This window comes from Streptomyces sp. Ru73, from assembly GCF_002920575.1.
Classification (GTDB): domain Bacteria; phylum Actinomycetota; class Actinomycetes; order Streptomycetales; family Streptomycetaceae; genus Streptomyces.
This window is the reverse complement of record NZ_PQSQ01000006.1, coordinates 42,495-55,765: the sequence shown is the minus strand read 5'-3', so window position 1 is coordinate 55,765 and position 13,271 is coordinate 42,495. Positions and strand designations below refer to the sequence as shown.

Annotated in this window: 13 protein-coding genes; 4 read left to right on the top strand and 9 right to left on the bottom strand. The window is 73.4% G+C overall.

What is annotated here, in order from left to right:
- Positions 1-2 precede the first annotated feature (2 nt).
- The 4 genes from C3486_RS04415 to C3486_RS04405 form a co-directional block, all read right to left on the bottom strand.
- Positions 3-947, bottom strand: coding sequence for an ABC transporter permease (locus tag C3486_RS04415; protein WP_103831295.1), 945 nt, complete (start codon positions 945-947; stop codon positions 3-5).
- A 2-nt stretch (positions 948-949) separates the two neighbouring features.
- Positions 950-2,536 carry an ABC transporter substrate-binding protein gene (locus C3486_RS04410; RefSeq protein ID WP_103831219.1) on the bottom strand — a complete coding sequence of 529 codons (1,587 nt, stop codon included), beginning with the start codon at positions 2,534-2,536 and terminating at the stop codon, positions 950-952.
- A 214-nt stretch (positions 2,537-2,750) separates the two neighbouring features.
- Positions 2,751-2,822, bottom strand: a complete 72-nt coding sequence (locus C3486_RS38725; protein WP_374936837.1) for a putative leader peptide — start codon at positions 2,820-2,822, stop codon at positions 2,751-2,753.
- 44 nt (positions 2,823-2,866) lie between these two features.
- Entirely contained in the window at positions 2,867-4,129 is a 1,263-nt protein-coding gene (locus tag C3486_RS04405) for an ROK family transcriptional regulator (RefSeq protein ID WP_103831218.1), read from the bottom strand.
- A gap of 267 nt (positions 4,130-4,396) precedes the next feature.
- Here C3486_RS04405 and C3486_RS38720 point away from each other — a divergent pair, with 267 nt between their 5' ends.
- The 3 genes from C3486_RS38720 (at position 4,397) to C3486_RS04395 (ending at position 7,155) form a co-directional block, all read left to right on the top strand.
- Positions 4,397-4,498 carry a putative leader peptide gene (locus C3486_RS38720; protein ID WP_374936836.1) on the top strand — a complete coding sequence of 34 codons (102 nt, stop codon included), beginning with the start codon at positions 4,397-4,399 and terminating at the stop codon, positions 4,496-4,498.
- Positions 4,499-4,823: 325 nt separating this feature from the next.
- On the top strand, positions 4,824-5,765 hold the full coding sequence (locus tag C3486_RS04400; RefSeq protein WP_103831217.1) for a TauD/TfdA family dioxygenase: 942 nt from the start codon (positions 4,824-4,826) through the stop codon (positions 5,763-5,765).
- Between the two features lie 169 nt (positions 5,766-5,934).
- Positions 5,935-7,155 (top strand): MBL fold metallo-hydrolase, encoded by a 1,221-nt coding sequence (locus C3486_RS04395; RefSeq protein ID WP_146074957.1) that lies wholly within the window; start codon positions 5,935-5,937, stop codon positions 7,153-7,155.
- A 24-nt stretch (positions 7,156-7,179) separates the two neighbouring features.
- Here the strand turns inward: C3486_RS04395 and C3486_RS04390 are convergent, their stop codons facing one another.
- From C3486_RS04390 to C3486_RS04370, 5 genes are all read right to left on the bottom strand, one after another.
- Positions 7,180-7,950, bottom strand: coding sequence for an SDR family NAD(P)-dependent oxidoreductase (locus tag C3486_RS04390; RefSeq protein ID WP_103831215.1), 771 nt, complete (start codon positions 7,948-7,950; stop codon positions 7,180-7,182).
- A gap of 41 nt (positions 7,951-7,991) precedes the next feature.
- Complete coding sequence (locus tag C3486_RS04385; protein WP_219822187.1) at positions 7,992-8,861, bottom strand: sugar phosphate isomerase/epimerase; 870 nt, start codon at positions 8,859-8,861, stop codon at positions 7,992-7,994.
- Complete coding sequence (locus C3486_RS04380) at positions 8,858-9,856, bottom strand: transketolase family protein (RefSeq protein WP_103831214.1); 999 nt, start codon at positions 9,854-9,856, stop codon at positions 8,858-8,860. The genes C3486_RS04385 and C3486_RS04380 overlap by 4 nt, the downstream gene beginning before the upstream one ends.
- The gene (locus C3486_RS04375; RefSeq protein ID WP_219822186.1) at positions 9,853-10,764 is read right to left on the bottom strand and encodes a transketolase; all 912 of its coding nucleotides are present in this window, start codon (positions 10,762-10,764) and stop codon (positions 9,853-9,855) included. The genes C3486_RS04380 and C3486_RS04375 overlap by 4 nt, the downstream gene beginning before the upstream one ends.
- An 82-nt stretch (positions 10,765-10,846) precedes the next feature.
- Complete coding sequence (locus C3486_RS04370; RefSeq protein ID WP_258052590.1) at positions 10,847-12,229, bottom strand: MFS transporter; 1,383 nt, start codon at positions 12,227-12,229, stop codon at positions 10,847-10,849.
- A gap of 171 nt (positions 12,230-12,400) precedes the next feature.
- On the opposite strand from C3486_RS04370, the gene C3486_RS04365 reads away from it, so the two are divergent.
- The gene (locus C3486_RS04365) at positions 12,401-13,111 is read left to right on the top strand and encodes a GntR family transcriptional regulator (protein ID WP_219822185.1); all 711 of its coding nucleotides are present in this window, start codon (positions 12,401-12,403) and stop codon (positions 13,109-13,111) included.
- Positions 13,112-13,271 lie beyond the last annotated feature (160 nt).

The following is a 13,271-nucleotide window of genomic DNA, read 5'->3' as shown; positions in this document are numbered from 1 at the left end:
GGTCACTCCCACCTGATCCGGGGATCGAGCCAGGCGTAGACGAGGTCGGTGAGCAGCTGGACGAGGACGAAGACGGTGACCAGGAGGAGCAGCAGGTCCTGGACGACCGGGTAGTCGCGGCGGATGAGGCCCTGTTCGGCGAGCTGGCCGAGTCCCGGCCAGGCGAAGATGGCCTCCACCAGGACGGCGCCGCCGAGGAGTTGGCCGGTCTGCATGCCGAGGACGGTGACGACGGGCGGCAGTGCGTTGGGCAGGGCGTGCCGCCACAGCACCCGGCGCGGCGCGACGCCCCCGGCGGTGGCGGTGCGGACGTAGTCCTCGCCGAGGGCCCGCTCGATGCCGTCCTTGAGGTAGCGGCCGACGACGGCGGCGCTGGGCAGCGCGAGGCACAGTGACGGCAGCAGCAGGTACTGCACGGCGAGGTCGGGGGCTTCCAGCAGGGGCACCCGGCCGCCGGCCGGCAGGGCGCGGACGGCCACGGCGAAGAGCAGGACGAGCAGCACTCCGGTCACGAACGGCGGGACGGCCAGTGCGCCGGTGGTGGCGACGCGTACCGCGGTGCGGACCCAGCCGCTGCGGGACGCGGCGCCGAGCACGCCGAAGGCGGTGCCGAGCACGACGGTGAACAGGAGGGCGCCCAGGGTGAGTTCGGCGGTGGCGCCGAGTCCGCCGGTGATGAGGTCCGCCGTGTCCCCGCCGATCACGTACGAGGGGCCGAGGTCGCCGGTGACGAGGCCGCCGAGCCAGGCGCCGTACTGGACGAGCAGGGGTTCGTCCAGGCCGAGCCGTTCGCGGAGGGCCGCAACGGTGGCGGCGTCGGCGTCGGGCCCGGCCAGGGCGCTGGCGGGGTCGCCGGGGATCAGCCGCAGGATGGCGAAGATCAGGACGGAGGCGAGGACCAGGACGAGGAGCGCGGACGGCAGCCGCTTGAGGAGGTAGCTGCGCATGATCACACCAGGTAGGCGTCGTCGAGGTCGAGGTAGAAGAACTTGTTGAGCGTGGCGCCGTGCAGCTCGGCACTGGCGACCTGCACACTGCCCTGGACGACGAGGTCGATGAGGAACGCCTCGTCGAGCAGGACGTCGGAGACGCGCTGGGCCAGTGCGTGCTGCCGTGCGGTGGAGGCACCGGCGGCGGTCCATGCCTCCCGCACCACCTTCGTGTAGTGCCGCGAGCGGTACTTGGAGGTGTTCTTGGCCTCGTTGAAGGGGTACGCGCTGACGGCGAGGGTGGCAGGGTGGATCTGGGCGAAGCCGTGGTCCATGGTCCACAGGGCCGGCATGCCCTGCGAGATGAGCTTCTTCTGCCCGGTGGCGGGGTCGGTGGGCTGCAGGGTGACGTGCACGCCCACCTGCCGGAGGTCGTACTGGACGGCCTCGGCGATGGCGGTGGACTCGGGCGAGTCGAGGTGGAGCAGCGGCGCGGTGAGTCTGCTGTGGCCCGCGGACTTCAGCAGCCGGCGGGCCCTGGCGGGGTCGTGGGTGTAGTGGGTGCGGTTGGCCTCGGTGTAGGCCGGGGACGACTTGGGCCAGGGCGCCGCGGAGGCCAGGCCGTAGCCGCCGAGGGACTGCTCGAGTATGCGTTCGCGGTCCACCGCCCAGGCCAGGGCCTGGCGGACGGTCTTGTCGTCGAACGGCGGGATGGTGGTGTTCACGCCGAGGTAGCTGGCGCCTGCGCCGGTGTCGTAGGTGGTGACGACCAGGTCGGGGTTGTCCCGTACGGTGCGGATGCTCTTGCCCGGCACCTGGTAGGAGAGCTGGGACTGGCCGGAGCGGAGCGAGGAGATCAGTGCCTCGGCCTGCGGGATGACGCGGAGTTCCACCACGTCGAGGTAGGGGCGGCCGGGCTTGAAGTACCGGTCGTTGCGGGTCAGGCTCAGGCCGGCGCCGGGGCTCCACTTCTTCAGCCGGAAGGGGCCCGTGCCGTTGAGGGTCCGCCCGGTGACGGCCTGGTCGACGGTGCGCCGGTCCGGGATGATCATGAATTCGAAGAGGTCGAAGAGGTTGGTCACCGGGTGGGCCAGCTTCAGCACCAGTTCGTGGTCGCCGCGCTTCTCGAAGCCGGTGACGGCGGCAGCGGTCGCCCGCAACTGCGCCGCGCGCTGCGGGTCCTGGAGGTTGCGCACCGCGAAGATGACGTCGTCGGCGGTGAACCGGCGCCCGTCGTGGTAGGTCACGTCGTCCCTGAGCCGCAGGGTGATGCTGCGGCCGTCCTTCGCGTACGTCCAGGACGTGGCGAGTTCGGGGTGCGGCCGCAGCGCGTCGTCGTACCGGGTGAGGGTGTTGAACAGCAGCCGGTTCTGCAGGGCCTGGGAGCTCTGGGAGAACAGCAGGGCGGGGGTGAAGTCGCTGTTGATGGCCACGGTGACGGTGCCGCCCCGGCGGGGGCCGCCGTCTTCGGCCCGGTACGCCGAAGCGGACACCGCCGAACGGCAGCCGGTCAGGCCCAGTCCGAGCAGCAGGGCGCCGGCGCCGGCGGCACGCAGGGTGCCGCGCCGGGACGGATGAGGAGGGGGCGAAGGGTACGGCTCGGTCATGGCTGGCCTGCCTGGGGTCGGGTGGCGGGGTGGGCGGCCGGCGCCACGAGTTCGTTCCGCTGCGGCAGCAATCACGGGCCGACGGCACGTGTACCGGCATGGGCCGGGGTACGCACGACGGGTCGGCGGCGCTGGCGCAGTGGGCTCGCGGCGGCCCGGCGCCCGCGTGCGAGCGGGCGGGGCGGCCGGCCTTCAGAAGGGGGAAGTGGGGGAATCAGCTACGGACGGCACAGACCGCGCTGGCCTGCCGACAGAGGTCGACGTGCCTGCGGGCGACGAGGCGCATGTCCGGATTCACGCGAGCAATATGACAGTGCCCCGCGCGGCAGGTCAACCGGCGCCCATTGCTGACGCATCGTCAATTGTTTCGGGTGTGTGGCCGCTCTGTGCACTCGGTTCGCCGGCGGTCCGCAGCGGCCGCCGGAACAGCGGGCTGAGCACGACGGTGCCCGCCGCCACCGGCAGTACGTCCCGTCCGGCATGCGGACCGACGACGCGTTCCGGGTCGTCGCACACGTGCGAGAGGTCGACGGCGGCGCCCCGGATCTCCTCCAGGTACGCCGGTTCGCGCAGGCTGGACATCTCGGTGACCACCACGAGGTCGGGGTTGAGCACGTCCATCAGCAGCGCGGCGGCCCGGCCGACCGCCCTGGCCCGCTCGCGCAGCAGCCGGTCCGCCCGCGCGTCCCCGGCCGCCGCGGCCTCCACCAGCAGCGCGGCATCCGGTACGGGGAGGATGCCGCGGCGCACCGCGGTGTGTGCCGTCGCGGTGTCGGAGGCGGTCGCGCCGAGGCAGCCGGCCCGTCCGCAGCCGCAGACCACGGTGGAGTCGGGGACCGGCAGATGGGCCACGTCACCGGCGCCCGAGCGGGGCCCGCGGTGCACCACACCGGCGATGCCGACGGCGGCGTCCACCACGTTGCCGACGAAGAGGTGCACCAGGCTGCGGCGGGCCGCGGGCCGTCCGAACAGGATCTCCGACTGGGCGATGGCGCGGGCGTGGTTGTCGACCCCGGCCGGCATCCCCAGCCGTGCGGCGAGCGCGGCACCGAGCGGGCGGCCGCGCCAGCCGAGCAGGTCGTGCCGGACCACGGTGCCGCCGCCCGGTTCGATCCAGCCGCCCATCGCCGCGCCCACGCCGAGGACCGGCCGCCCGGCCGCGCTCGCGGTGACGAACTCCCGCAGCGCGCCGAGTACTTGGTCCTGGAGCTGCTCGGCGGCGATGCCGTCGTGGGGGAAGACCTGCCGGGCCAGCACCCTGCCGCGCAGGTCCACGATGCCGAACGTCGAGGCGGGCACGCCGATGTGCACCCCGGCGGCGACCGGGCCGCCGTCGGCGGTGTGCAGGTCGACGGGGACCTGCGGGCGGCCCACGGCACCGCTCGAGGCGAGGCCCGGCACCTCGCGCACCAGGCCGAGCCGGGCGAGGTCGGTGCACTGCCGGGAGACGGCCGCCGGACTCAGGCCCGAGAGTCCGGCGATGCCGCTGCGTGCCACGGGGCCGTGGTCGAGCACCGTACGCAGGACGGCGGCGGCGTTGGCCTCGCGGCGTCCGTCACCCGTCATGCGCGGACCGGGGTGGGCAAGCGTCATCGGTCGGCCTTCCTCGTTCCCGCGGGCTGCCGTATTGCCGCAGTGTGAAATTCCGCCGCCGGTGCGGCGACGGGTGCCCGAGCGCCGGCCGCGCTCCCCCGCCACCCGTAAGCACCGGCCGTATCCGCAGGTGGGAGCGGGTTCTACGGGGGTGGGCGCGGGGCACGACTGCCCCGGCTCGGACGCCGATTGAATCATCCGCGCGGGCCCTGCGGGGAGGCCACCGGCGCTTGACGCGCTTCCGCGGGCACTGCCACGCTCCCGGTCATGACCGCGACGACCGTTCTCGTCCCGCGGCTCCACATCGACCTGGGGCGCCTCGCCTCGGCGGCGTGTACGAGCCGCTCCGGCGCGACGCGCTGCCGCTGAGCGCCCTGCTCCTTGCACTGCGGCTGAGCGCCCTGCTCCTTCCGGCTCCGTACACCGCGTCCCTCACGCGTTCATCGCGCGTCCGCGTCCCGGCCGCCGCGCGCCGTAATTACTTCCGCTCCGAGTCGAATCAATCCCGGGCCGCCCGCACCTCCCGCACCACCCTGGACGCCCGGACCGCCCGGACCGCCCGGACCACCGGCACCCGCCCGGACCGCCCATACCCGCCCGCACCGGTGCCCGTACGTACCGATGCCCGCCCGCACCGCTCCCGTCCGCCCCCTGCCCGCTCACCCCCGCCCGCTTCCCCGAAGGGACCCCCGTCATGACCTCCACCACGTCCGCGCCCGCGCAGCTCACCGTGCAGAAGGTCGGCGGCCGCCTCGGCGCCGTCGTCTCCGGAGTACGCCTCGGCGGCGACCTCGCGCCGGAGACGGTGGCCGCCATCCGCGCCGCCCTGCTGGAGCACAAGGTCGTCTTCTTCCGCGACCAGCACCACCTGGACGAGGAGAGCCACGAGGCGTTCGGCAGGCTCCTCGGCGACCCGGTCGCGCACCCCACCGTCCCCTCGGCGGACGGCCGTTACTCCCTCGGCATCGACTCCGACCACGGCGGCCGGGCCAACCAGTGGCACACCGACGTCACCTTCGTCCCCGCCTACCCGGCCTTCTCCATCCTCCGCGCCGTCGTCATCCCGCCCTACGGCGGCAACACCCTGTGGGCCAACACCGCGACCGCGTACAGCAACCTGCCCGCGCCGCTTCGCGCCCTGGCCGACAGCCTCCGCGCCGAGCACACCAACGACTACGACTACGCCGCGCTCCGCCCCAACCCGGTGCCCGAGCAGCTGTCCCACTACCGCGAGGTCTTCACCTCGACCACGTTCCGCACCGAGCACCCGGTGGTGCGCGTGCACCCGGAGACCGGCGAACGCACGCTGCTGCTGGGCAACTTCCTGCAGCGCTTCGTCGGCCTCACCGGCGCCGACTCGCGCGCCCTGCTGAACCTCTTCCAGGCCCACGTCGAGCGGCCGGAGAACACCGTGCGCTGGCAGTGGCAGGTGGGCGACGTGGCGATCTGGGACAACCGCGCCACGCAGCACTACGGCGTCGACGACTCCGACGACCACCCGCGCAAGCTCCGCCGGGTCACCGTCGACGGCGACGTGCCCAAGGGCGTGGACGGCCGGCCCTCGGTCCTGCTCTCCCCCGAGCGCATCCCCGCCCCCGCCTTCGGCCCGGCCTCGGGCGCCACCACCGCGGCGTAGGACCCCGACCGGTCGCGCCGCCCCGACACCGCGGCGGCCCCACGCCTCAGTGGGCCGCCGCGGCGCCGGAAGCCGGAGGCGTGAAGACCGTTCCCCAAGGGCATTCCCTAAGGGCTTAACTATCTCTATGCTCGCCGGGACCCGTCCACGCCTCCCGGGAGCCATGGTCATGTCGTCTTCTCAGCGTGCGCAGCCTGCCCGCCCACTCTCCGCAGCGCCCGGCCCCGCCCCACGCGACGGCTCGGCGCTCACCCGGCGCCGGCTGCTGGGCACCTCGGCCGCGGCGCTCGCCACCGGTGGTACCGCCGCGCTCGGCACCGCTCAGCCCGCAGCGGCCGCCGCACCGGCGCCCGTCCGCCCCGCGCCGCCCGACGACGCCGAGTCCGTACTCTTCCTGCTCGGCACGGCGGGCGGGCCGCCGCCCGTCACGACCCGTACCGGCACGGCCTCGGCGCTGTCCGTACGCGGCCGGGTCCACGTCGTCGACTGCGGCCGCTCGGCCGTCACCCAGTACGGCCGTACCGGGCTGCGGTTCCGGGACCTCGACTCCGTGTTCCTCACCCATCTGCACGCCGACCACACCGCCGACTACGCCAACTTCCTGCTGCTGGCGGCGCACGGCGTCAACGACGTCGGGGACGCGATCCGCACGCCCTTCGACGCCTACGGTCCCGGCCCCGCGGGGGCGCTGCCGCCCGCCCACGGCTCGCAACCACCGGCGACCATCGACCCGGCCGACCCCACCCCCGGCCTCAAGGGCCTGACGGACAAGTCGGTCGAGGCCAACGCCTACAGCTGCAACATCTTCCTGCGCGAGTCCGGTGCGCCGGGCCCCGGCGGGGCCGCGCGGGTGCACGAGATCGAGCTGCCGGACGTGGGCGCCGACCCGTTGCGGAACCGGGCTCCGGACATGGAGCCGTTCCTGGTCATGGACGACGGCACGGTGCGCGTCACCGCCGTGCTCGTCCCGCACGGCCTGGTCTTCCCGTGCTTCGCCTACCGGTTCGACACCCCGGACGGTTCGGTGGTGTTCTCCGGGGACACCGCTCCGTCCGACAACGTCGTACGGCTGGCCCGCGGTGCCGACGTCCTCGTGCACGAGGTCATCGACCTCGACTTCTACCGGAACAGCACGGGGTACGGCCAGGCGCTGCTCGACCACTTCGCCGCTGCGCACACCGACGTCACCCTGATCGGCCCCCTCGCGGAACGCTGCGGGGTCGCCACCCTGGTGCTCACCCACCTCGTCCCGGCGGACACCTTCCTGGTCTCCGACGCGTCGTGGAGACGCCGCGCCCAACGGGGGTTCAGCGGCCGGGTCGTGGTGGGCAACGACCTCGACCGCATCCCGCTCCGTCGCCACCGGGCCGGAGGCCGGCCCCGGCCATGACCGGCCCCGGCGATGAGCGCAACCTCAGTGGATGTGCGACCCGCCGTTGATGTCGTAGGTGACGCCGGTGAGGTAGCCGGAGGCCGGGCGGGCGAGGAAGGCGATCACGTCGGCGACGTCGGTGACGCTGCCGGCGCGGCGGGCGGGGATGTCCTCGATCATGGCGGCCTTGCGTGCGGGGTCGAGCTTGCCGGCGGTGATGTCGGTGTCGATCAGCCCGGGTGCCACGGAGTTGACGGTGACGCCGGCGGGGCCGAGTTCCCTGGCCAGGGCGCGGGAGAAGCCGAGCAGGGCGGCCTTGGCGGCCGAGTAGGCAACGCCGCCGAAGACACCGCCGCCGCGTTCGGCCGAGACCGACGACAGGTGGACGATCCGGCCGAAGCCGCGTTCGGCCATGCCGGGGGCGACCCGGCGGGTGACGAGGAAGGTGCCGCGGACGTTGACGTCGAAGATGCGGTCCCACTCCTCGGCCGAGACGTCGAGGAAGCGGGTCGGCGAGGTGATGCCGGCGTTGTTGACCAGCGCGCCGAGCGGCGGCAGCGCGGCCTCGGCGGCCTGCACGGCGGTGTGCACCGCCTCCGCGTCGGTGACGTCGGCCGCCAGGCCCAGCGCCTGCACGCCGTGGGCCGCCGCCACCTCCTCGGCGGCTTCCTGCGCGGCATCCTTGTCCAGGTCGAGGACGGCTATGTGGTAGCCGTCGGCGGCCAGTGCGTGCGCGGTGGCCCGGCCGATGCCGCGCCGCGATCCGGCGCCGGTGACGAGGGCGGTACGGGCAGGGGTGACGGGGGTGCTCATGGCGGTGTCCTCCGGGTTCAGTGGGTGGTTCAGTGGGTGGTTCAGCGGGTGGTGGGGCGGGGCGCGGCCCGCAGCAGGCCGGAGATCGCCGCGCCTGCCCGGGCGGCCTCGGCGGGGCGCCGGTCGTCCGGTACGTCGTGGGTTTCGAGTTCGAGGCTGTAGTGGCCGTCGTAACCGGCCGCCTCCAGGTGGTGGATGAGCGCGGCGAAGTCCACGTCGCCGCGGCCGATGCTGCGGTGGATGTCGCCCGGTACGGCGTCCCGCAGATGGACGTGGGTCAGCCGCTCGCCGAAGGCACGCGCGGCCTCGACGCAGTCGCCGCCGGCGGCCACGACATGGCTGGTGTCCAGGACGAGTCCGACCGGCGCACTGCCCAGGGCCTCTGCCAACTGCCGGGCGCGGGGCAGGTCGTGGCAGAGCCGGAACAGGTGCGGTGCCTCGACGTACAGGGCCGGTCCCTCGGCGGTCACGGTCCGCGCCGCGAAGGACAGGGCCTGTGCGACCGCCTGAATGGCGGGCCCCTCCTCGTGGGCAGGGGTGTGCGTACCGTGTGCTCCGCACGGCAGGGTGAGGGCCGGGGCACCGACCAGCAGGGCCAGGCGCACCAGCGGGCGCAGCCGCTCCTCGATGGGCGCGGGCTCCGCCGCCAGCTCTGCCGGCGGGCCGATGTCCGCGTTGACGGTGCGTACGCGCAGCCCGCTCGCCCGGACCGTCTCGGCCAGCGGCTCGACGTGGTCCTCGGGCAGCGGTACGGGAACGTGGTCGCACACTCCGGGCAGCGCGCCGAGATCCACCTCGCCGAAACCGGCCTCCGAGATGTGCCGCAGGGCCCGGTCCAGGGGAAGGCCGCGCAGTGTGATGGTGCTGCAGCCGACCCGCGGATCGAGACCCGCAATAAGGGAGCTGGTCACAGTTCCTCCCGTACGCGCGCCTTGATGGCGGCGACGGACAGGCCGTAGCGGTCGTGCAGGGTGGGCAGCGCGCCCGCGGCCAGGAACGCGTCGGGCAGGCCGATCGGCACGATGCGCACGCCCGCGCCGGCGAACGCCAGGCAGGACGCGACGGACTCGGCCAGGCCGCCGATGACGGTGTGGTTCTCCAGGGTCACCACGAGGCGGCCCTTCGCCGTCTCGCGCAGGATCGCCTCGGTGTCCAGCGGCTTGACGGTGGGGACGTGCAGGACGGCCGCGTCGATGTGGTCGGCCGCCAGTTCCTGCGCGGCGGTCAGCGCGCGGGTCGTCATCAGGCCGGTGGAGATGAAGAGCACGTCGCGGCCGGTGCGCAGCTCCGCCGCCTTGCCCAGCTCGAAGCGGTAGTCGTACTCGTCGAGCACGGTGGGCACGGCACCGCGCAGCAGCCGCAGGTACGTCGGGCCCGGGGTGGCGGCCAGGGCCGGTACGGCCTGCTCGATGTCCACCGAGTCGGCCGGGTCGACGATGGTCAGCCCCGGCATGCCGCGCAGGATGGCGAGATCCTCGGTGGCCTGGTGGCTGGGGCCGTAGCCGGTGGTGAGGCCGGGCAGCGCGCCGACCACGTTGACGTTGAGGCCGGGCTCGGCGATGTCCAGGCAGAGGAAGTCGTACGCGCGGCGGGTGGCGAAGACGGAGTAGGTGGAGGCGAAGGGGGTCAGGCCCACCTCCGCGAGGCCGGCGGCGGCGCCCAGCATCGACTGTTCGGCCATGCCCATCTGGAAGAACCGGTCCGGGTGGGCCTCGCGGAAGACATGCATGTCGGTGTACTTGGCCAGGTCGGCGGAGAGTCCGACGATCTCCGGGCGTTCCTCGGCCAGCCGGGCCAGCGCGTGGCCGAAGGGCGCCTTCGTGGTGCGCTGGCCCTCCTCCGCGATGGAGGCGATCATCGCCGAGGTGGTGAGCCTGCGCGGGGCGGCCGTTGCGCGGGCGGTCATGCGTCGGTTCCCTTCCGGGTGCGGTGGGTCTGGTCCAGCTGGTCGCGCGCGATCTGCCACTCGTCCTCGCCGACCCGCATGAAGTGCGCCTTCTCCCGGGTCTCCAGCAGGGGTACGCCGTGCCCGATGCGGGTGTCGCAGACCAGGACGGAGGGCGAGCCGCGGTGGGCACGCAGGGCGTCGAAGGCGGTGACGAGCGCGTCGATGTCGTTGCCGTCCACGCGGAGCGCGCGCCAGCCGAACGCCTCCCACTTCGCGGTGACGGGCTCGGTGCGCAGCACGCCCGCGGTGGGACCGTCCGCCTGGAGCGCGTTGACGTCGACGATGGCGGTGACGTTGTCCAGGCCGTGGTGGGCGCAGGCCAGCGCGGCCTCCCAGGTGGAGCCCTCGTCCAGCTCGCCGTCGGAGAGCAGGTTGTAGACGCGGGCCGGGCTGCCCCGGTGGCGCAGGCCGAGGGCCATGCCCGTCGCGACGCCGAGGCCGTGGCCGAGCGAGCCGCCGGAGATCTCCATGCCGGGGGTGTAGGAGGCCATGCCGGACATGGGCAGCCGTGAGTCGTCGCTGCCGTACGTCGTCAGCTCGTCGGTGTCGAGGACACCGGCTTCGGCGAGCGCCGCGTACAGGGCGATGGCGTAGTGGCCGATGGAGAGCAGGAAGCGGTCGCGCTCCGGCCAACCCGGCTCTTCGGGGCGGTGGTTGAGTACGTCCTTGTAGGCGACGGCGAGGATGTCGGCGACGCCGAGCGCCTGGCCGATGTAGCCCTGGCCCTGGACCTCGCCCATGTCCAGGGCGTGCCGCCGGATGCGGTACGCCGCGTCGCGCAGCGCGTCGAGGCGTTGTGCGCGGCCGGCCGGTCCGGAGCCGTCGGCGCCGGCCACGGGTGCGGGTGCGGGGTCGGTGGTGGTCACTCTTGCGTGCTCCTTGGTGAAGAGGGAACGGCGGGCCGGGCCGCCGGGCGCCGGGGCCGTCGGGTGTGCGGGGCGGTGCCGGTCAGCCGCCGCCGGTGCCGGCGGAGGCGGCCACCGTTGCCGGGGTTCCGCTCGCGGCACGGCCGGCCTGCGCCCGGTCCGCCGGGCCCCAGGTCTCGCGGGTGGTCAGCGTGGCCAGCAGACCGAGCAGCCCGTACGCGCTGAACAGGACGGCGGGGCCCGCCCAGCCGGTGGCGGAGTACAGGGCGGTGGCGATCATGGGGGTGAAGCCGGAGACGACCGCGGAGAGCTGGTACGCGAGGGAGGTGCCGGCGGTGCGGGTCTTGGTGGCGAACAGCTCGGAGAACCAGGCGCCTTGAACGCCTGCCAGTGCGTTCTGGCAGACGCAGTAGCTGACCACGAACGTGAGCAGGACCAGCACCGCGCTCCCGGTGCCGACCAGCAGGAACATCGGGACGCCCCACAGCAGGGTGACCGCCGAGCCCAGCAGGTACACCGGGCGCCGCCCGACGCGGTCGGAGAGCGCGCCCCAGCCGGTGGTGGCGAGGATGCCGAGCGCGGCGGCCGTCACCAGGGCCGTGAGGGAGACGGTGCCCGGTACGTCCGGTGCGGTGCCGTCGTCGAGGTAGGACAGGACGAAGGTGACGGAGACCGCGTAGCCGGCGGTCTCGGTGGTCCGCAGGCAGAAGGCGCGCACCACGTTGCGCCAGTCCTCGCGCACCACTTCCAGCAGCGGATTCCTGGCGACCTGGCCGGACTCCTTGAGCTCCTCGAACTCCGGCGATTCGTCGATCTTCAGCCGGATGGCGATGCCGACGGCGATCAGTACGGCGCTGAGCAGGAAGGGGACCCGCCAGGCCCAGGAGCCGTCCAGCGTGCGGGTGCTGACCAGGAAGGCGAGGTTGGAGAGCAGCAGGCCGACGGGGAAGCCCGCCTGGGTGATGCCGGTGTAGAGGCCGCGCTTGCGCCAGGGGGCGTGCTCGAAGGTCATCAGGATGGCGCCGCCCCACTCGGCACCGAAGGCGAGGCCCTGGACGACGCGCACGATGACCAGCAGCACCGGCGCCCAGAGGCCGACCATCTGATACGTGGGCAGGCAGCCGATGAGTACGGTGGCAACGCCCATGATCAGCAGGGAGCCGACGAGGACCGGCTTGCGGCCGATCCGGTCGCCGAGGTGGCCGGCGATGATGCCGCCCAGCGGCCGGGCGGCGAAGCCGATGCCCAGCGTGGCGAAGGACAGCAGCAGCGCGGCCAGCGGTTCGGACCCGGGGAAGAAGACGTCCCCGAAGTAGAGCGCCGCCGCCGTGCCGAAGCCGATGAAGTCGTACGTCTCGATGACCGCGCCGACACCACAGCCGACGGCGACCCTGCGGCGTTCCGGTGAGCCCTCGGCCCGTGGCCGGGCGGGTGGTGGCGGGGGCGGTGGCATGGAGCTGACCATGCGGATCCTCCTTGATCGCAGTGCACCTGCCTGCAATGTTGACTGTTAACAGTCAACAGGCGGTGTCGATACTGAGTGCCGCGATGGTGCTTGTCAACGCCTCGGACGATCGGAAGTTGACTGTTGACAGTAGACTTTCGAAGCCGTACAACGCTGAAGGGGGAAACGGCCGTGACCGTACCGGCCCTGCCGAATCTCGACCGGTCGACGCTGCGCGAACGCGCCCTGGTGGCCCTGCGCGCCGCGATCACCACCGGTCAGTACCGGCCCGGAGACCACCTGGGCGAGGTGGAGATCGCCTCCCGCATGTCGGTCAGCCGCGGCACCGTGCGCGAAGCGCTGCGCCACCTCCAGCAGGAGGGGCTGGTCGTCGCGGGCGCCCGGGGCATGCTCCGGGTGCGAGCCCTGTCCCCGCGCGAGGTACGCGAGCTGTTCCAGGTCCGCGAGGCCCTCGAAGGGCTCGCCGTGGCCCAGGTCATCGCCTCCCCCGACCGCGGCGCGGCGGTGTCCGCGCTGCGCGAGGCCCTGCAGCGCCTGGAGAAGGCGTTCGAGTCGCCCGGCGATCTCGCGGCGCAGATGGAGGCCGACCTCGCCTTCCATCTCCGGCTGTGCGAGCTGTCGGAGAACTCGATGCTGGTGACCACCTGGCGCCACCTGGAGGGACCCACCCGCGTCGTCGTGATGAGCGCGGCCGGCGAACAGCGCGAACTCACCATGTCGGCGGCCCACCACGCGCCCATCGTCGACGCCATCGAACGCGCCGACACCGAAGCGGCACTGGCCATCCTGCACGCGCACATGAGCTCCGCCATGGCCCGGCTCCAGGGGCCGACGACGGACGGTGCGGAGGACGCGGAGGACGTGGACGCTGCCGGGCGGTGACCGCGGCGCGCCGCGCGAGGGGGCGACTTCTCGCGACCCGGTGGCAGCGGCCGAGTCCGCCCGGCTAAGCTGATCATTGCCCGGATGCCGTATCCCCCGTCGGTATCCGGGCTCTTACCGTGCCGTCACGGGCCGGGCGCCACGCAGGTGCCCGCGGCCC